18 protein-coding genes are annotated in these 17,542 nt (G+C 62.1%); 7 read left to right on the top strand and 11 right to left on the bottom strand.

Annotated elements, in window-relative coordinates:
* Positions 1–27: 27 nt before the first annotated feature.
* A complete protein-coding gene (locus P3C29_RS07470) occupies positions 28–1,593 on the top strand; it encodes a L,D-transpeptidase family protein (protein WP_275964202.1) in 1,566 nt (521 codons plus the stop codon).
* Here P3C29_RS07470 and P3C29_RS07465 read toward each other — a convergent pair.
* Together P3C29_RS07465 and P3C29_RS07460 are read right to left on the bottom strand one after the other, a co-directional pair.
* Positions 1,590–2,090 carry an AAA family ATPase gene (locus P3C29_RS07465; RefSeq protein ID WP_201124493.1) on the bottom strand — a complete coding sequence of 167 codons (501 nt, stop codon included), beginning with the start codon at positions 2,088–2,090 and terminating at the stop codon, positions 1,590–1,592. The genes P3C29_RS07470 and P3C29_RS07465 overlap by 4 nt on opposite strands.
* A 45-nt stretch (positions 2,091–2,135) precedes the next feature.
* Positions 2,136–3,194, bottom strand: a complete 1,059-nt coding sequence (locus P3C29_RS07460; RefSeq protein ID WP_275964201.1) for an alginate lyase family protein — start codon at positions 3,192–3,194, stop codon at positions 2,136–2,138.
* 129 nt (positions 3,195–3,323) lie between these two features.
* On the opposite strand from P3C29_RS07460, the gene dapF reads away from it, so the two are divergent.
* Positions 3,324–4,157 carry a diaminopimelate epimerase gene (dapF, locus tag P3C29_RS07455; protein ID WP_201124492.1) on the top strand — a complete coding sequence of 278 codons (834 nt, stop codon included), beginning with the start codon at positions 3,324–3,326 and terminating at the stop codon, positions 4,155–4,157.
* Here the strand turns inward: dapF and P3C29_RS07450 are convergent.
* Both P3C29_RS07450 and P3C29_RS07445 read right to left on the bottom strand, forming a co-directional pair.
* On the bottom strand, positions 4,126–5,301 hold the full coding sequence (locus P3C29_RS07450; RefSeq protein ID WP_275964200.1) for a PAS domain-containing sensor histidine kinase: 1,176 nt from the start codon (positions 5,299–5,301) through the stop codon (positions 4,126–4,128). The two genes, dapF and P3C29_RS07450, sit on opposite strands and share 32 nt — an antisense overlap.
* Entirely contained in the window at positions 5,288–6,106 is an 819-nt protein-coding gene (locus tag P3C29_RS07445; protein WP_275964199.1) for an alpha/beta hydrolase, read from the bottom strand. The genes P3C29_RS07450 and P3C29_RS07445 overlap by 14 nt, the downstream gene beginning before the upstream one ends.
* Positions 6,107–6,229: 123 nt before the next feature.
* Here P3C29_RS07445 and P3C29_RS07440 point away from each other — a divergent pair, with 123 nt between their 5' ends.
* Entirely contained in the window at positions 6,230–7,435 is a 1,206-nt protein-coding gene (locus tag P3C29_RS07440; RefSeq protein WP_201124491.1) for a YgcG family protein, read from the top strand.
* 8 nt (positions 7,436–7,443) lie between these two features.
* Here the strand turns inward: P3C29_RS07440 and P3C29_RS07435 are convergent, their stop codons facing one another.
* The gene (locus tag P3C29_RS07435; protein WP_201124490.1) at positions 7,444–8,202 is read right to left on the bottom strand and encodes an SDR family oxidoreductase; all 759 of its coding nucleotides are present in this window, start codon (positions 8,200–8,202) and stop codon (positions 7,444–7,446) included.
* Between the two features lie 221 nt (positions 8,203–8,423).
* Between P3C29_RS07435 and P3C29_RS07430 the strand changes: the two genes are divergently transcribed.
* On the top strand, positions 8,424–9,293 hold the full coding sequence (locus P3C29_RS07430) for a helix-turn-helix domain-containing protein (protein WP_201126200.1): 870 nt from the start codon (positions 8,424–8,426) through the stop codon (positions 9,291–9,293).
* A 6-nt stretch (positions 9,294–9,299) separates the two neighbouring features.
* On the opposite strand, the gene P3C29_RS07425 is transcribed toward P3C29_RS07430, so the two are convergent.
* On the bottom strand, positions 9,300–9,980 hold the full coding sequence (locus tag P3C29_RS07425; protein ID WP_201124489.1) for a class I SAM-dependent methyltransferase: 681 nt from the start codon (positions 9,978–9,980) through the stop codon (positions 9,300–9,302).
* Positions 9,981–10,100: 120 nt separating this feature from the next.
* Here P3C29_RS07425 and P3C29_RS07420 point away from each other — a divergent pair, with 120 nt between their 5' ends.
* Positions 10,101–10,628 carry a GNAT family N-acetyltransferase gene (locus tag P3C29_RS07420; RefSeq protein WP_201124488.1) on the top strand — a complete coding sequence of 176 codons (528 nt, stop codon included), beginning with the start codon at positions 10,101–10,103 and terminating at the stop codon, positions 10,626–10,628.
* 23 nt (positions 10,629–10,651) lie between these two features.
* Here the strand turns inward: P3C29_RS07420 and P3C29_RS07415 are convergent, their stop codons facing one another.
* Positions 10,652–11,368 carry a hypothetical protein gene (locus P3C29_RS07415; RefSeq protein WP_201124487.1) on the bottom strand — a complete coding sequence of 239 codons (717 nt, stop codon included), beginning with the start codon at positions 11,366–11,368 and terminating at the stop codon, positions 10,652–10,654.
* 116 nt (positions 11,369–11,484) lie between these two features.
* Complete coding sequence (locus tag P3C29_RS07410; protein ID WP_201124486.1) at positions 11,485–11,976, bottom strand: GNAT family N-acetyltransferase; 492 nt, start codon at positions 11,974–11,976, stop codon at positions 11,485–11,487.
* 439 nt (positions 11,977–12,415) lie between these two features.
* On the opposite strand from P3C29_RS07410, the gene P3C29_RS07405 reads away from it, so the two are divergent.
* The gene (locus P3C29_RS07405; RefSeq protein WP_201124485.1) at positions 12,416–12,883 is read left to right on the top strand and encodes a hypothetical protein; all 468 of its coding nucleotides are present in this window, start codon (positions 12,416–12,418) and stop codon (positions 12,881–12,883) included.
* Between the two features lie 122 nt (positions 12,884–13,005).
* Here the strand turns inward: P3C29_RS07405 and P3C29_RS07400 are convergent, their stop codons facing one another.
* The gene (locus P3C29_RS07400) at positions 13,006–14,421 is read right to left on the bottom strand and encodes a cytosine permease (protein WP_010171800.1); all 1,416 of its coding nucleotides are present in this window, start codon (positions 14,419–14,421) and stop codon (positions 13,006–13,008) included.
* A gap of 251 nt (positions 14,422–14,672) precedes the next feature.
* Here P3C29_RS07400 and P3C29_RS07395 point away from each other — a divergent pair, with 251 nt between their 5' ends.
* Entirely contained in the window at positions 14,673–15,584 is a 912-nt protein-coding gene (locus P3C29_RS07395; RefSeq protein ID WP_010171799.1) for a LysR substrate-binding domain-containing protein, read from the top strand.
* Between the two features lie 130 nt (positions 15,585–15,714).
* Here the strand turns inward: P3C29_RS07395 and argE are convergent, their stop codons facing one another.
* A complete protein-coding gene (gene argE / locus P3C29_RS07390) occupies positions 15,715–16,860 on the bottom strand; it encodes an acetylornithine deacetylase (RefSeq protein ID WP_201124484.1) in 1,146 nt (381 codons plus the stop codon).
* Positions 16,857–17,534: a DUF1028 domain-containing protein gene (locus P3C29_RS07385; protein ID WP_201124483.1), complete on the bottom strand. Its 678-nt coding sequence runs from the start codon at positions 17,532–17,534 to the stop codon at positions 16,857–16,859. The genes argE and P3C29_RS07385 overlap by 4 nt, the downstream gene beginning before the upstream one ends.
* Positions 17,535–17,542: the final 8 nt, after the last annotated feature.

Below are 17,542 nucleotides of genomic sequence, written 5' to 3'. Positions count from 1 at the left end.
TCTCCGCCGTGGATGGGAGCTAAGCGATTGTTCAAAAAACACGCATGTTACTTGAGCATTTGCCTGCTCGTTGCACCGCTGGTCGCGACAGCCGAAGACCTGTTGGTGGTGTCGCCGGCCCCGGTGCAGCTGGCGCTCTCGCAATTGTCGACGGTTTGCCCCGGCCTGGCCGGGCAAGTCGACGCCCCTTCACTGGCGCGCTTGCAGGCTTTTTATCAGCAGCAGGGGGACGTGGTGCTCTGGTCGGAGGGTGAGCGCCGCACCGCGTTGCAAGCCCAACTGCTGATGCTGGCCGATGACGGCTTGGATCCGACTCACTATAGACTGCCTTCGCTGGAGGCCACGGGGAACGTGCTGTGCAGCGACATCGGCAGCAGCCAGCAATACCTGCAAGCCCTGCAGGACCTGCATTTCGGCCGCCTGCAGCAGTCGCGCTTCGAACCCCTCTGGCATTCGCAACCACCGGCCCAGGACCCCGACACCCAGGTGCTGGCGATGGCCGAGGCCGGCCTGCAGAACATTCCCCAAGCCTTCGATCAGGCCCGCCCCAGCGCGCCGTTATACCTCAGCCTGCGCAGTGCCTACGCCGCACTGCGCCAGCAACCGTTGCCCCATTGGGACGCGGTCGCCAGCGGCCCGCTGTTGCGTCCGGGCATGGACGATGCGCGGGTGCCGCAACTGGCGCGGCGAATGGTCAATGGCGGCTACCTGAGCATCACCTCGTCCGGTACGCAGTACCGGGGTGAACTGGTGAACGCGGTCAAGACCTTCCAGTTGAGCCACTCCTTGCAAGCCGATGGCGTGATCGGGCCCGGTACCGTCACCGAGCTGAACATCAGCCCGGCGATTCGCCGCGAACAGTTGCGCATCAACCTTGAACGGTTTCGCTGGCTGTCCCGGGACTTTGAGCCCGAAGGCGTACTCGTCAACGTGGCAGCGGCGCAATTGAGCTTCTACCAGGGCGGCGTACCGGTGTGGCAAACCCGCCTGCAAGTCGGCCGCGCCGACCGCCAGACGCCGCTGCTGAAGTCGCGCATCACCCGGCTGACCCTGAACCCCACCTGGACCATTCCGCCCACCATCATGCGCGAGGACAAGCTGCCGGCCATCCGCCTGAACCCCGAATACCTGCGTCAACAGAACCTGCAGGTGCTCGACAGCCAGGGCAACCCGCTGGCGCCGGAACAGGTCGACTGGTCGCACCCCGGCAACATCCTGCTGCGCCAGGGCGCCGGCCCGCGCAACCCGCTGGGCCGGATCGTGCTGCGCTTTCCCAACCCGTATTCGGTGTACCTGCACGACACCCCGAGCCAGCCGCTGTTCTCCAAGGGGCCACGGGCTTTCAGCTCCGGGTGTGTGCGGGTTGAACAGCCGCTGCAACTGCGGGACTTGCTGGTGAGCCCGGCAGAGAAGATCCGCACCGAAGAACTGCTGGCGACAGAAACCACCCACGAGTTCCGGCTCGCGACGCCGGTACCGGTGTTGTTGGGGTATTGGACGGTGCAGGTCGATGGCAAGGGCGCATTGCTGTACGCGCCGGATATCTACGGGCGGGACCCGGTGTTGATGAAGGCGATGGAAAGTGCGCTCTAAACCCTGAGCTGCGCGCTGATCATTGTCAGCGCCTCGCTGGGCGACACGTGCGCGGTGTCGACGGTAAACGGCGATGCTTGCCACGGCTCATATTCATGGGCCAATACGGATTGCCAGGTGGGCGGCGTGAGCCCGGGAATATCGCCGGTGCGTGTTTCCACCCGGCGTTGGTGTTCACGTGGGTCTGAGCAAACCACCTGGATATTCACCAGCGGCATACCCGCGCGCAGAGCGGTTTCGCGCCACGCCTGACGGCTTTCAGCCACCGGATTCACGCAATCAACCACCACCCTTTGGCCCAGAGCCAGATTGCTCAACGCCAGCGCATTGGCCACCTGATAACCGCTGCTGCCCACGCCCTGTACCAGGACCCCTGCGTCCCGGATGGCCTGCTCGATGGTGTCGATGCGCAGGTAAACAGCACCGGTCTGGACAGCAAGGGCCTTGGCAATTGTGGTCTTCCCGGTGCCGGGCAGGCCGCTGAATACGATAAGCATTGTCGATCCTTCGAATGGGTGAGTCGGCTCAGTCTAACGGACGGCTCACTTCAAATAACAGGCGCTGATCCAGTCCGAGGGTTTGGGCGCGAGCTGTTCAGCCACCGGCAAATACCGCGCGTCCAACTGCGCCGCCAGCCAGTACAGCGTATTGCTGCTTTTCGGGTTCCATTCGCCGCTGTAGCCCGGCTCGCCGACGCGGGCGCGGTCTTTGTCGAACTGCACGTGGGTGTGCACGAACTCTTCGTGGCTGCGCTGGCCCTTGGCATACGGGGCAAGCCAGTCCAGTGCTTCACTCAGGGAGCCACCGTGGGCGGCGGTATAGTCCAGCCAGTTGCCGCCAATGCCGTAGGGCTTGGCCGCCAACGCCGCCTGCACCAGCGGCTCCAGGTCGTAGACCACGTAGTGCAGGGCATCACGGTCCTGGAAGTCGGTGACCGAGCCGTCGGGCAGCACGTTGTCGGTGATCTGTTGTTGGAACAGCCGAAAGGCCTCTTCCAGCATCTCGCGGTCGCCCAATGCGGCGGCGGCCACGGTGACCAGCTTCACGCGGTGGCTTTGCCAGTTATTGGTGTTGGTGGCTTTCTTTTCGCCATGGAATTGCTTGATGCGCTCGATGTAGCCGTTGCCCAGGCTGGTCAGCAGCGCGCGGGTGGCGTCGCGGGTCTGGGGGCGAAGGTCGCTGGCGGTGAGCGCGTAGGCACCCATCAGCATGTCGAGGTTGGTCTCGTCGATCGGGTTGAAATCCGGCTGATAGGTGCTGGCCCAGGCGCTGAGGTAGTCGTCGACTTGCTTGAGGTAGCGCGTATCACGGCTCAGGCGCCAGGCCAGGGCCGCCTGGCGCATCACCGGCCAGTCCTTCTCGGCGGCAATGCTTTGCTCGCGGATGCCCTGGTTGGGCAGCGTGCCCTCGGTGTGCAGATGGGGCAGGGCGTCGGGCTGGTCGCCGAGGTGGCGCTGGGCGGCGGCGAGCAGCGATTTGGAGGTCGGGTTCGAGCTGGCGGGTTGGCACGCGCTCAGCACGGGGGGCGCGGCCACCGCAGCGTGGGCGAACGAGGCGAGCAGCGCGGCCAGAACCACGGTTGTCAGGGGGCGTTGTAGCATGCTTTCTCTCTGGGATTGAGTGGCCATGGCGCAATCGCGCGACGTTAACATGAGCTTGCCGGGTATTTGATGAAATACCCATTACGTCCGTATGCTTGGGCGCAGAGACAGCTCTGGAACAGGACGCCCATGACCTTGCAGTTCGTAAAGATGCACGCCCACGGTGATGACTTCATCGTGATCGACCGGCGCGGCCAGCATGACCCGATAACGTCTGACGTCGCCCGCCGCCTGGGGGATCGCCATCGCGGCATCGGCTTCAATCAACTGGCCGTGGTGCTCGATTGTGCTGACGCCGCCGCCCGCATCCTGTTCTGGAACCCCAATGGCACGCCGCTCGACACCTGCGGCAGCGCCACCCGTGGGGTGGCAGACATGCTGATGCGCGAAGCCGGCACCACTTCCGTGCTGCTGCGTACCAACCGGGGCCTGCTGACCTGCGTGCGCGAATCGGGCCAGCGGGTGTCGGTGGACATGGGGCCGCCGTCATTGGGCTGGGAAGCCATTCCGCTGGCGCAAGCAACGAACACCGAACACTTGCCGCTTGAGGGCGACCCGGCGGCGTGCAGCATGGGCAACCCGCACTGCACGTTCTTTGTCGACGATCTGGCGGTCATCGACATTGCAGCCATCGGGCCGGTGCTCGAAACCCATCCGCTGTTTCCCGAAAAAACCAATGTGCACTTCGTGCAGGTGCTGGACCGTGGCCATATTCGCCTGCGCATCTGGGAACGTGGCGGCGGCATTCCGCAGGGCTCGGGCTCTTGCTGTTGTGGCGCAGTGGTCAACGGGATCCGTCGCGGGCTGCTGGATCACACCGTCGACGTGCAATGCGACGGCGGTACGTTGACGGTGCACTGGGCCGGGCACGGCGGGGTGGTATTGACGGGCGCCGTGCAAACCATTCTCCACGGCATTGTCGAGGATGCGGTTATGGGGTGCGCAATGGAAAGTGCACGCTGAAGGTTGTGCCCTGGCCCAGGCTGGAACTCACTGAAACATCACCCCCATGGGCCTGGGCGATTTCCCGCACGATGAACAGCCCCAGGCCTACGCTGCGCACCTCACTGTCCTGGTCGGCGCCACGGGTCATGGGTTCGAACAGTACGGCAATCAACGCTTTAGGAATGACCGCGCCCTGGTTATGCACCGACAACCTGCTTTCTTGCTCGTCCTGGTGCGAGGTGACCGTTATCGGGTGTTGCAGGTCGCCGTAGGCCACGCTGTTCGCCACCAGGTTGCCGATGATTTGCTGGACGCGGTCGGCATCCAGGAAGGCATTGGCGCTGCCGGTGGCCTGATGGTTCAGGGTTGCCTGGGGGAAGGCCACCCGCAACTCATCGAGGCTGTCCCGGGTGACCGTGTGCAGGTCGATGACCACCGGGCTAATGCCGATGCCCTGGCCGACTCTGGCCAGGGTGAAGTCCAGCAGGTCGGCGATCATTCGCTGTGCCCGGTCGCTGGACAGGCCGATATGCCCCAGCAGTTGGCGCTCCTTGGGGCTGCGTTCGCCGCGGGCGAGGATTTCCGAGGCCATTTTGATCGCGGTGAGTGGGTTTTTCAGGTCATGGCTGACGATCGCCACCATTTGCTCGGCAAACAATGCCCGGCGCTGGGCAATTTCATAGGCGTTGTTCAGTTCGGCCTGAGCCTGCTGCAGCGCCATTTCGGCGGCGGTCTTTTCCAGCAGCAAGGCTTCAGCCAGCTTGCGGGCGTTGAGCAGTTCACGCTCATACTTATCGCGGTCGGTGGTACCGAACAGGGCCAACTCGTTGTAGACCGTGCCCGCCTGTTCATGCCGCACGCCGTTGAGCAGCACCGTGACGGTGTGCCGGTCGCGGTGCAGCAGGTCGAGTTTTACTTCGGCGATGGAGCCTTGCATTTTCATCAGCGGGGCGAGGTGGGTCTGATGGAAGATTCGCCCGCCCATCGTCAGCAAGTCCTGAAACCGCCGGCCCTTCAATTCGCCGGCACTGAAGCCGGTCCAGTCGCTGAAGCACTGGTTGGCCTGCTCGATCGTGCCGTCTTCCCGGGTGACCACCAGTGCGCAGGGCGCGCCGTCGAACAGGCGCTGGGCGTCCGGCAGTGACAGGTCATCGGCTGGCATCGGCGCCCACCCATGGCAACAGGAAACTGTCCATGGCCGCCGAACAGGCGCCGGGTGCACTCATGTGCGGGCAGTGGCCCACGTTGTCCACCAGGCAGTAGGTGCTGGCAGGCATTGCGGCGTGCAGGTACTCGCCCACACAGACCGGTGCGATCAAGTCGTCGGTGGACTGCAAAATCAGTGTGGGGGTCATCAGGCCGGCGATGTCCTGGCGGTTGTCCGACAGGAAGGTCACTCGGGCGAAGCGCTTGGCGATTTCAGGCTCGGTGCGGCAGAAGCTGTTGGTCAGTTCTTCACCGAGGGCCGGTTGCCCGGGGGCGCCCATGATCACCGGCGCCATGGTGCTGGACCAGCCGAGGTAATTGCTGTCGAGGGTATCGAGCAACGAATGGATGTCGTCGAGGGTGAACCCGCCCGTATAGGCACCCGAGTCGATATAGCAGGGCGACGGGCCGATCATCACATGCGCGGCGACTTTCCCGGGGGACTGACGGTCGGCCAGCGCACCGATCATGGCGCTGACGGAGTGCCCCACCAGAATGACCGGGCCAATGGCGTATTCCTCAATGATTTCGCCCAGGTCGCGGGCGTAGCCGGCCAGCGAGCCGTATTTTTCCGCGTCGTACGCGCCCAGGTCGGACTGCCCCGCACCCACCAGGTCGTACAGCACGACGCGAAAGCGCCCGGTGAAGTGATGAAACAGATAACTCCACATGGTTTGATCACAGCCGAAGCCATGGGAGAACACCAGCGTCGATGGACCGTCGCCAAGTACCCTGACGTTGTTGCGTTGCTGAAGCTCCATGGGTTTCTCGTGTTGATGCGGGCGGTGACGAGAGTCTAGATAGTCGATGGCGTCGGGTCACCTGTTTATCGCGTCGATAGGGTAAAGTCGGCCCATTCAGGATGAAACTTCAGGTAACAAAACATGATGGTGTTCCTACGGCAGTGTGTGCTGGGCTTGCTGGTGATTTTTTCCGGCACGCAGGTGTTGGCCGATACCGCGCCCCCTGGGCTGGTCACGGTCCCCCTGGACCAGCGGGTGATCGACCTGACCAACACCCTCGACGCCGCCAGCCAATCCCGCATGACCGGGCAGCTTGCCGGCCTTGAGCAACGCAAGGGCGCCCAGGTGGCGGTGATGCTGTTGCCGAGCACCGGCGAGGCAAGCATCGAGGACTTCGCCAACCAACTGTTCCGCGCCTGGAAACTGGGGCGCAAGGACATCAACGACGGCATCCTGCTGCTGGTGGCGAAGGACGACCGCAAGGTGCGCATCGAAGTCGGTTACGGCCTGGAAGGCGTGGTCACCGACCTGCTGGCCCACCGCATCATCGAAGAACACATCACCCCGGCCTTTCGCCAGGGCGATTATGCGGGTGGCGTCCAGCAAGCCGTGGATGACCTGACGGTGCTGGTGGACGGCGGCAACTTGCCCGACGTGGCCAAGGCCGGTTTCCCGCCTGAGGCTTATGCGGTGCTCCTGGCGTTTATGTTTGGCGGGGTGGTCGGCGTGCTGATGGGCGCTGAAAAACTCCCTTGGCGCCGGGCGCTGATGGCGGTGGTGATTGTCACCGTGGCGCTGGTCGCGGTGGCGGGCGGCAAAGACTGGCCGGTGTACCTGCTGTTGCTGCCCTTGTGCATGTTGATCGGCGGCGCCACGTTCGGCGCGCTGTGGCAGGCGCGGGCGGCGTTTTATACGGTGCTGGCGCTGCTGGGCTATATCGCCGGCGTGCTGCTGACCGACCACTTTGTGCGCGACCTTTCCCTGATCCACTGGCTGGCCTATCCCATGGGCGGGCTGGTGATTCTGGGCCTGTACTTCGGCCTGTTCCTGGTGATGAAGGGCATGTGGCAAGAGAGCCAGGTTGGCTTTATCGCGCGGCTGGTGGCAGTGCTGGTGGTGTATGGGGTGGCCGGCACATTGATCGACAAGGGTGCCACGGGATGGCTGCTGGCGTTCCCCTTTGCGTCGTTCGCCGCGCTGTTCATCTTTGCCCATGGCATTAGCGACGGGTCGGGTTCGGGTTCGGGCGGGAGTTCGAGTTCCTCCAGTTCAAGCTCCAGCTCCAGCAGCAGTTCATCGGGTGGTGGCGGTTCCAGCGGTGGGGGTGGGGCGTCGGGGAGTTGGTGACGGCTTGCCTAGGCGCCAGCGCGAACACTCATTCCGCCATCTGCCATAACCACTGCGCCTACCATGTATGACGCGCGGCCTGATGCCAGGAACGCCACCACTTCGGCGATTTCCTCGGGTTGTGCGGCGCGCTTGATCGGCGTTTTTGTGCCGTGTTGTGCGAGGAACGATGGGCCGTCCTCAACCACGTTGTTGAGGATGTTGGTGACTACATCCCCGGAACCGACGGCGTTGACGCGTATCCCATGGTCAATGACCTCCAGCGCCAATGTGCGGGTCAACTGCGCCAGTGCACCCTTGGACGCCGTATAAGCGGCGATGGTCGGGAAGGCTTGGTAGGCCGCGTAAGAGGCGATGTTCACAATGGCGCCGCCGCGGTTGGGGATCATCACCTTTATCGCTTCGCGCGAATGCAGAAACGCTGCGGTTACATTGACGGACTGGATGGCTTCCCAGTCTTCCCGGGTCATGTCGATCACCCGCTTGTTGATGATGATGCCTGCGTTGTTGACCAGGATATCCAGGCGCCCAAAATGCTTGATTGCCGTGGCGACGGCTGTTTCGGCTGCACCGTCCCGGGTGATGTCTGCCACCAGGGGCACCAGGCCGGGTCTGGCCAGTTGTTCCACTGTCGCGTTCTTGTCTTCGGCCACGACTTTCGCGCCTTTTTCATGCATTAACAGGGCGACAGCGCGGCCTATTCCGCTGGCGGCACCGGTCACTAACACCACTTGGCCTTCAAATTCATTGCGGTTATCGGAAGTCATAAAGCTCTCCAGTTCAGGTGTCCAGCGACAGGGTGGCGCTGTAGACGTCCTTACTTTCGCCTATCCCGGGGGTTGAATCTGGCGCCGTCTTGCCTGACTGTCGCGATATTGCTTTTTTATCCACTATGATGGGGCATTTTCCACCGGTCTGGTGACCTGTCATGCAACCGCACAAGCCCGTGAAACGCCCGGATCAACAGGCCCGCATCCCTGCGCACAAGATGCCCGAATACCTTCCGGGGGCGGCCCATCAGGCGGTACGTCCGCGTCTGGATGCCGACGTGCAGATTCAACTCTACCGGCACCACAGCACCACTCAGGACCTGATCATTCCGGCCGTCGCCGAGCCTTTGCTGGTGCTGGTGATATCGGGTGGTGCGCGGGTGGAAGAGCGGGCTGTCGGGCAGGCGTGGACGGCGAATGTGGTGACGGCTGATGACTTCTTCCTCACGATGTCTCCCGAGCCCTATGAGATGCGTTGGCGTACCGAGCAGGATGCGGTGTTCGAAGTGGTGCACGTGTACTTGAGCCAGCGGTTGCTCGGGCTGGCGGCGCGCGAGGTGTTAGTGGGGCAGGCGGGCGCAGTCCGGTTGCGCGACGTGTCCGGCGCGCGGGATGCGCAGGTCTCACAATTGATGCGATGCCTTTATCAGGAGGTGATCAAGCATCGGGAAGCCAGCTCACTGTATCTGCAGAGTATTGGCCAGGCGCTGGCGGTGCATCTGGTGAGGCACTACCGGGATGACAGTGGTGACCTCAAACAGGCGAATGCGTTGCCTGCCTACAAGTTGCACGGCACCATTGAGCACATGCGTGCGGGGCTGGATCGTGATTTCAGCTTGTCGTCACTGGCCATGGCGGCGGGCATGAGTGACTTCCATTTCAGCCGCCTGTTTCGCCGGGCCACCGGGCTGTCGCCGTCGCAGTATTTCATCCAGATGCGGATGAACGCGGCGCGCCTGCTCCTTCTGGAGTCTACCTTGAGCATCGTGGATATCGCACTTGAAGTGGGCTACGGCAGCCCGAGCCACTTTTCCCAGGTATTCAGGCGCCATACCGGCGTCACGCCTCGCGAATATCGCCGCAAGTAAGTCGGGCTAGGCGGGTTTGTAGGCAATCCAACCCTTGAAGCTGAAACCCGCATAGAACAGCTCGACACCTTCAAAACCTGCCGCCCGCAGCAGTGCCTCATCGTCCTCGGGCGACAGCACCGGCAAATGGCTGCTGATCGCGGTAATCGCCCGCTGGGCATCTTCGGCCGGTACGCCGGAATCCACCGCATAGGCCGCATACCGCTTCAGCCAGCGGGCTTTTTCCTCTGGCGAGGACTGCGGGAAGCTGTGATGCGCTGCAATCAGCGGTGCCCCCGGCAACAAGCGTCGCCACAGTGCTTTCAAGGTTTGCAGGCGCTCTTCGGCCGGGATGAAATGCAGGGTCAGCAGGCAGGTAGCAGCATCAAACGGACCTTCGGGTGCGGTATGAATATAACCCTCATGCAACTGCACCCGCGTCATCAACGGGCCCAAGGTGGCTTCGGCCAGTTTCAGCATCTCGGCAGACGGGTCCACGCCCACAAACTGCCACTGGGGCTGGCTGTCGGCAAACGCCTTCAACTCCAGCCCGCCACCCGCACCCAGCACCAAGACATCGCCGGTGGCCGGGACGCTTTCGCGCAGCAGCAGGGTGGTCATGCGTTGCAGCGACTCGAAACCCGGCACCAGCCTCACCGGGCCTTCGGCGTAGCGGGCAACAGCGTCGGGGTCTGAAAACCAGGTCATGGTGGCTCCTGTTGGCGGGGGGAAGCGATAACCCTACTGGGGCGAATTCCGGCTGGCAATTGCAGAGATGTGCAGTTGTGTTAAAACGTTGCCCTTCCTGAATTAAAGAGCGCCTATCGAATGCTCCCCGACATGCTTATCCGCGCTGCGCGGCCTGAAGACGCGTTATGCCTTGGCGTGCTGGGCATGCAGGTGTTTCTCGACACCTACGCCACCGAAGGCATTCGCGATTCAATCGCCGCCGAGGCGCTGCAAGCGTTTTCGCCCCAGGCGATCGCCGCGCTGATTGCCCAGCCGGGCACGGCGATTATCGTCGCTGAATCCAACGCGCATCTGGTGGGGTTTGCCCAGGTGGCGCTGGATACGGGCCATGCGCTGATCTCGACACCGAACGCAGCCGAGCTGCAGCGGCTGTACATCCAGGAACGGTTTACCGGCCTGGGCCTGGGTTACCGCTTGCTGCAAGCGGCGGAACAGCGTGCCGGGGAGGGCGGTGCGTCGTTGTTATGGGCGACGGTGTGGATTGGCAACGAGCGGGCCCTGGGGTTTTATCCGCGCCGTGGTTATGAACTGCTGGGTGCGCCGATTTACACGTTCCAGAATGAGAGCCATGAAAATCGGCTGTTTGGCAAAAGGCTTGAGGTTTAGCTGCCGTCAAACAGGTCGCGGGATTACCTCACCTGCATGATTTTCATCTGCTTGCCAATGTCGTCGCTCTGGTCGATGTTGGCCTGGTAGAAAAAACCATAATCAACCAGATAATAGTAATGCTGCATCGGGAACGGCGGCAGGTTTTCCCGGGGCTCGCGGCAGCTCAACGCCTTGGCGTTGCCACTCAAACCGGGGTTTAACTGACTGGCCGAGACCTCGCTGTCGATGGTGCAAACCGTCTTCCATGTTGCGTTGACCAAGGGCCCGAGGTAGTTGTCGCTGAGGGTTTGCTGAAGGGTGTAACTCACTTGACTGCCAACATTCATCTGCTTCCAGTCGCCTTCAAAACTCAGGCTGCCGACCTGGGTTGTGGTTTGTGAGCGGTTGTTCCACTGGCTGCTGGCGAGGGTCAGCAGGCCGCGCCAGCTGATTTGGCGCCCGTTGTGACCGTTCTCCGTGTAGTTGATCGCCAACTGCCCGGTCGCCGGGTCGGGTGCTATAAACAACTCGATACGTTCCGGTTTCGAGGTTTTGAGATAGGTAGAGGTGCCGGCCAGTTCCAGGTAGCTCAACGCCTTGGTCGGTGCCGGCATCTGTAACTGCTCGATGTCCCGGATCACGGCCGGATTGATGTCGGGCAGCTTATCGGTCGTGACACCGCCGTGGCTGACGGTGGTCGCGGGTTTGGAACAGGCACTCAGGGCGAGGCAGGCGAGGGGCAGGATCAGGCGTTGCACGGGTGTCTCCGTTGAGTCCGTCCGGTGGCGCGCCGCCGGGGGGGCGCGTAAAAAGGCGCACAGCATAGCGCCTGAGTGTTGCAGGCGTCAGCTAGCCACAGGGTTGAGTGTGATGGCTAGATATCCATCACCATCTCATGCCACGCCATCCCGCCATGGTCAGACGCCGACGGCTGCACATAGCGATAGCCCATGCGTTTATACAAGTCCACATGCCGGTCCTTGCACATCAGGTGAATGGTCTTCTTGCTCATCGCCTGCATGCGTTGCACGAACTCCGTCATCAAGCGCGTGGAGTAGCCCTTGCCTTGCCGGGCGGGGTCCACCACCACCGACATGATCACCACATTCGGCGCGTCGGCAGAATGCCCCACCAACTCCTTTAAGGCCTCATCCGACATCACCACTTCATCGGCGCATCCGCAGTTGATGAAACCGACCACAACGCCGTCCGCTTCCAGAATCAGAAAACCTTGCGGGTACAGGGCAATGCGCGTGGCGATCTTTTCCAGGGTGGCGGCTTCGTCGCCTTCGTAGGCCGAGATTTCGATCTCGTAGCAACGGTTGGCGTCTGCGGGGGTGGCGTTACGGAAGGCGAGGGTGGGCATTGGGTTTCCTGAGGGAAAATGGAACGACAGCCCCCATGATAAAGAAAGAACGCCCCGACAGCACCGCCGAACACAAACCCCACAAACACCCCGATCCCCTGTGGGAGCCGTCGAGCCTTAGCGAGGCCGCGATGGCGGCCGCATTAACAACACCAATACCCGCTACTCACCCACTTCGTAGCAACTGTCGAGCCCCGGCGAGGCTGCGTCAGCCCAACTCGGTCCGGCGTCCGGCTCGATAGCGGTGGCGCGCCCCACGTAGCCTCGCCTGGGCTCGACAACTGCTACGGCAGGCCTGCTTTCGTGCGGATACAAAAACCAGAAAACCCGCTAACGCACTTTTTCTCACAACGCTGCCGCCGCCGGTAACCAATTTTTGATACCTTCGGGTTCCCATCGACAGTGAAAAATGCCCAGCCCTTTATAAGGAAATATCGTAGTGCTCACCTTCGAAATCATCCCGTTGGATTCCATCGGCCCTTTGAAACTTGGAGTGACCCGCGCAGAAGCCAGGGAAGCCATGCGAGCCATGGGTTTCCCTCTTGAGAGCGCCCGAGAGTCCCTCGATTATTTCCATCATTCCTGTATCCAGACCGAATGTGGCACAGACGGTAATGTCGAATTTATTGGCATTTCCTCCAGCCCGGAAATCACCGTCAGCTACAAAGGGCTGGATGTTTACTCGCTACCAGCGCCAGAGCTGTTTTCGTTTATTGCCGACCATGATGCATCGGGTACTCACATCTACAACACCTACCAATACCTGTTCCCCAATCAAATCATCACCTTGTGGGACGCTGACGAACAGTACGACCGGCAAGGTGAAGAAACCAGGCCAGTCTGGGCTCAAGTCGGTATCGGTAACAACGCCTACCTGGAAGCTATCAAGGCAATCAAATCAAAGTAGCGGCGATCGCGAGCCTCGCTCCGCACGCTGGCGCACACATAAAAACACCCCTGTCCTGCGGGTTTTTGAACCCGCAGGACAGGGGTGGAATAGACGCTATATCAACGCGATGGGTGGGTCACTCAAACCCCACCCACCAACTTCCCTCCCTCCAACCGACGCTTATACGCACTGTCCCGACTCGCTAACCAGAAATACAGCGGCGACGTCACCACCAACCCCACCAGCCAGGACAAATCCGCCCCGTTGATGTGTGCCGAAATCGGCCCCACATACAGCGGCGTATTCATAAACGGAATCTGCACCACAATCCCCACCGCATACGCCAACAGCGCCTGTGGGTTGTAGCGTCCGTAGATCCCGCCATCCACCCGAAAGATCGAACCGATGTCGTACTTGCCCTTATGGATCGCATAGAAGTCGATCAGGTTGATCGCCGTCCACGGCACCAGCACCACCAGCAGCACCAGCACCATGTCCACGAAGTGCCCGATGAAGTCTTTCGAGGCAAACACCGCTGCAATCGAGCACGCCGCCAATACCAGCACCGATATCACCGCACGAGCCTTGGCCGTCGGGATCCAGCGGTAGGCAAAGGTCTGCACCAGGGTGATCAGCGACAGCACCGCGCCGTACAGGTTGAGTGCGTTGTGGCTGATCACGCTGAGCAGGAACAGCAACAGCATCAGCGGGCCAATGGAGCCGGTCGCGAGTTTGACCGCGTCCATGGTGTCCATGCCCACCGGCGTAGCCAGTACCGCCACGGCACCAAAGATGAACGACAGGCTGGAACCCAGCACGGTGCCCAGGTAAGTAGTCCAGAACGTCGACGCCACCGGCACGTCCGCCGGCAGGTAACGGGAATAGTCCGAGACGTACGGCGCAAACGCGATTTGCCACAGCGCCGCCAGCGACACGGTGGCCAGCCAGCCGGAGATGTTGAAGTTACCGCGCGTCAGGAAGTCGGCCGTTTGCACGTGGGTGAAGATGTAGCCGAAACCCAGCACGATGCCCGCGCCCAGCACCCAGGTGCCGATGCGGTTGAGCACGTGGATGAAGCGGTAGCCGATGATGCCGATGATGCCCGAACCAATGGCGCCGATGACGATGCCCACCGGCACCGGGATGACGTCCACCACGCCGTGCAGGGATTTGCCCGCCAGCACGATGTTGGAGGCGAAGAAGCCGATGTACATCACGCCGGCGATCACCACCACCAGCAGCGCACCGAGGGAGCCGAACTGGGCGCGGCTCTGGATCATTTGCGGGATGCCCATTTGCGGGCCCTGGGCCGAGTGCAGCGCCATCAGCACGCCGCCGACGAGGTGGCCGACGAGGATCGCGATGATGCCCCACACCAGGTTCAGGCCGAACAGTTGCACCGCCAGGGCGCCAGTGACGATTGGCAGCGGCGCGATGTTGCCGCCGAACCACAGGGTGAACAGGTCTCTTACCTTTCCGTGGCGATCTTCCGGGGGCACGTATCCAATCGTGTGTTTTTCGATAAGCGGGGCGGAGGATGTTGCAGTGGTAACCATGACGAGCTCCAAGGCAAGGTGAGTACGTTGACGTACTTCGCTGGGCGGCGCGTGTGCGTCGCTTTTGTTGTTGGAGTGATCATGTGCAATGGCCACGGGGAGGTAAATTAGTAAGTTTGTTGCTATAGACCTTAAAAAAAGTATCTCGCGTGATTTTTTGCTCCGGTATGTTGCATGTACTTGAATCAGTGTGAAAAAGCCGATTTTCACGCACTTGTTTGGGGCGAAATCCCACGTTTATGGAGGTCCCGATGGCGGCCTATAACCTGCGTCAGCTCAGATATTTTGTAACCACCGCCGAGTGCGGCAGCGTGGCAGAGGCCTCGCGCAAGCTCTATATCGCGCAACCGTCGGTGTCGACGGCCATCAAGCAACTGGAAGACAGCTTTGGCGTGCAGCTGTTTATCCGCCATCACGCGCAAGGGGTGTCGCTGACCCCCAGTGGTGCACGGTTTTATCGCAAGGCCCTGGAGCTGCTGCGGGTGGCCCATGAATTTGAGCAGAACGCCCTGGCCGACAACGACGTAGTGGCCGGGCAGATCGACATCGGCTGCTTTGAAACCGTGGCGCCGCTGTATTTGCCGCGTTTGATTGCCGGCTTCAAGGCGCTGTGGCCAGGGGTGGAAATCCGTATTCGCGACGGCGAGCAGCAGGAGCTGGTACAGGCCCTGACCGCCGGCAGTATCGATGTGGCGATGCTGTTCGAGCATGACTTGGGTGGCACCATCGAGACCACGCCGTTGATGCCGCCGCAGCAGCCGTATGCGTTGTTGCCGGCGGATCACCGCTTTGCGCAGCAGGCCAAGGTGTCGTTGGCGGACCTGGTGCTGGAGCCGATGATTTTGCTGGATGTGCTGCCGAGCCGGACGTACTTTGTGAGCATCTTTGAAGAGCGCGGGTTGACGCCGAATATTGTGTTCAGCTCGCCGTCGATCGAGATGGTGCGCGGCATGGTGGGCAGGGGGTTCGGGTTTTCGATTCTGGTGACCAAGCCGTTTACCGAATACACCTATGACGGGCAGAAGGTGGTGTGTGTGCCGTTGGCGGAGACGGTGACGGGGTCGGGGCTGTCGGCGGTGTGGCTACGGCGGGCGCCGCTGACCAAGCCGGTGCAGCTGTTTGTGGACTACTGCCGCGAAGAGCTGGCGCGGTTACTGGGTTAGACACAAAACCAAAAATGTGGGAGCCGGGCTTGCCCGCGATGGCGGTGGATCAGTTTGCAAATCTGCTGGCTGATACACCGCCATCGCGGGCAAGCCCGGCTCCCACAGTTGATTTGAGTTGTTTGGGGAATCAGGTACGGATCGAGAGCAACATCCGCTGCAGCATATCGTCGCAGCCCTTCAGTTGCTCCACGCTCACAAACTCATCCGGCTTATGCCCCTGGTCCATGCTCCCAGGCCCGTACACCACGGTCGGAATGCCCGCCGCATCAAACAACCCACCCTCAGTCCCAAACGCCACGGTGCCAAATGCCCGCGAGCCGGAAAACGCCGCAATCAGCTCTGCCGCCTGGCTGCGCTGATCGGTGGCCAGCCCCGGATACGCCGACAACTCGCTGAAGCGAATCGAACTCTGCCGGCTCACCGCCTGCATCCGTGGCAACACCTGCTGCATCGCATAGGCTTGCAGCTCCTCAGCCACTTCGCCCGGGTCCATCGAGGGCAGGGCGCGCACTTCAAAGTCGAAGCGGCAATCCGCCGGCACGATATTCAACGCCTTGCCGCCGGAAATCACCCCGGTTTGCACGGTGCTGAACGGCGGGTCGAAGCGCTCGTCCTGGTGGGCCTTGAGGCGCTGGCCAATCCGGCCCAGCTCACCAATCAGCTCGGCCGCATACTCGATCGCATTCACCCCGGAAGGCGCATACGCCGAGTGGCAGGCCTCGCCATGCACATCACAGCGCATCGCCAGCTTGCCCTTGTGACCGAGCACCGGTTTCAGCTCGGTGGGCTCGCCGATAATGCACAGCAGCGGTTTCACCGGCCATTGCTCCAGCACCTTGAGCAACGAACGCACCCCAAGGCAACCGACTTCCTCATCGTAAGACAGGGCGATATGCACCGGCATCCGCAAGTTGGCCTCGACCAGTGCCGGCACCAGCGCCAGCACACAGGCGATGTACCCCTTCATGTCCGCCGTGCCCCGGCCAAACAGCTTGCCGTCGCGCTCGGTCAACTCAAACGGCGGCAACGTCCACGGCTGGCCATCCACCGGCACCACATCGGTGTGCCCCGACAGCACAATCCCGGGCACATTCGCCGGGCCGAGGGTGGCGAACAGATTGGCCTTGCTGCGTTCTTCGTTGTAGACCAACTCGCTGGCGACATCGAAGCCCGCCAGGTAGTCGCGCACAAACTCGATCAACATCAGGTTGGATTCGCGGCTGGTGGTATCGAACCCCACCAGCGTCTGCAGCAGTTCGCGGCTGGTGCTCATCGGTCGTCTCCGGCCACGCCGTAGCCCGGGGAACGGTCGGGGGCGAGGGCGCGGTCGATGTAGTCCTGCACTTGCGGGCGATAGGCGTCCCAGAGCTTTTGCAGCTCGGCGATCGGCTGCTCATCGGCCCAGTCCACCCGCAGGTTGATGATCGGCCAGGTCAGCTCGCCCACCACCACCAACGCTGCCGAGTGCACCGGCCCGGCTTCACCGCCGGCGGCGATGGCCGCGTGCATCGCCGCCAGCAGTCGGTCTGCCAATTGGCCTTCGCCTTGCTCGAAAGCCTTGACCATCGCCTCGATCACCGCGCGGTCGGCGAGCATATTGCCGGCGGCCACGCACTGTTCGCCCGACACCGCGTTATGGGTGCCGAGGGTTTCGCTGCCGCTGAAATGCACGGTGCGGCCCAGGTGATCAATCGCCGTCAGTTGCCGGTATTGGCTGTAGCCGTTGCGGGTCAGGGCTTTATCGACAGCGTCGGCGGGGGCAAGGCCTTGCTCCAGCAAGTCGAGCACGTCCGGGCCCAGGGCCGGCAGGGTGATGTTCTGGGTCGAGACCGCACCCACGCCGGGCCGCAGCCATGGGCAACGGGCGCCCACGGCGATGCTCGATGAGCTGATGGCAATGCCCATCTGGCCGGTGTCCGCGCAACGGGCGACGATTGAAAAGGTCATGTGCAGCT

Origin of the sequence: Pseudomonas sp. 1912-s (assembly GCF_029269205.1) — a bacterium.
GTDB lineage: Bacteria > Pseudomonadota > Gammaproteobacteria > Pseudomonadales > Pseudomonadaceae > Aquipseudomonas.
Note: the sequence above shows the minus strand (reverse complement) of the source record. Positions and strands in the feature narration are given on the sequence as shown.

Coding starts and splice junctions, on each gene's coding strand:
- P3C29_RS07465 (WP_201124493.1), bottom strand. CDS start 2,090: ATGCTTATCGTATTCAGCGGCCTGCCCGGCACCGGGAAGACCACAATT.
- P3C29_RS07460 (WP_275964201.1), bottom strand. CDS start 3,194: ATGCTACAACGCCCCCTGACAACCGTGGTTCTGGCCGCGCTGCTCGCC.
- dapF (WP_201124492.1), top strand. CDS start 3,324: ATGACCTTGCAGTTCGTAAAGATGCACGCCCACGGTGATGACTTCATC.
- P3C29_RS07450 (WP_275964200.1), bottom strand. CDS start 5,301: ATGCCAGCCGATGACCTGTCACTGCCGGACGCCCAGCGCCTGTTCGAC.
- P3C29_RS07445 (WP_275964199.1), bottom strand. CDS start 6,106: ATGGAGCTTCAGCAACGCAACAACGTCAGGGTACTTGGCGACGGTCCA.
- P3C29_RS07440 (WP_201124491.1), top strand. CDS start 6,230: ATGATGGTGTTCCTACGGCAGTGTGTGCTGGGCTTGCTGGTGATTTTT.
- P3C29_RS07435 (WP_201124490.1), bottom strand. CDS start 8,202: ATGACTTCCGATAACCGCAATGAATTTGAAGGCCAAGTGGTGTTAGTG.
- P3C29_RS07430 (WP_201126200.1), top strand. CDS start 8,424: ATGCCCGAATACCTTCCGGGGGCGGCCCATCAGGCGGTACGTCCGCGT.
- P3C29_RS07425 (WP_201124489.1), bottom strand. CDS start 9,980: ATGACCTGGTTTTCAGACCCCGACGCTGTTGCCCGCTACGCCGAAGGC.
- P3C29_RS07420 (WP_201124488.1), top strand. CDS start 10,101: ATGCTCCCCGACATGCTTATCCGCGCTGCGCGGCCTGAAGACGCGTTA.
- P3C29_RS07410 (WP_201124486.1), bottom strand. CDS start 11,976: ATGCCCACCCTCGCCTTCCGTAACGCCACCCCCGCAGACGCCAACCGT.
- P3C29_RS07400 (WP_010171800.1), bottom strand. CDS start 14,421: ATGGTTACCACTGCAACATCCTCCGCCCCGCTTATCGAAAAACACACG.
- P3C29_RS07395 (WP_010171799.1), top strand. CDS start 14,673: ATGGCGGCCTATAACCTGCGTCAGCTCAGATATTTTGTAACCACCGCC.
- argE (WP_201124484.1), bottom strand. CDS start 16,860: ATGAGCACCAGCCGCGAACTGCTGCAGACGCTGGTGGGGTTCGATACC.
- P3C29_RS07385 (WP_201124483.1), bottom strand. CDS start 17,534: ATGACCTTTTCAATCGTCGCCCGTTGCGCGGACACCGGCCAGATGGGC.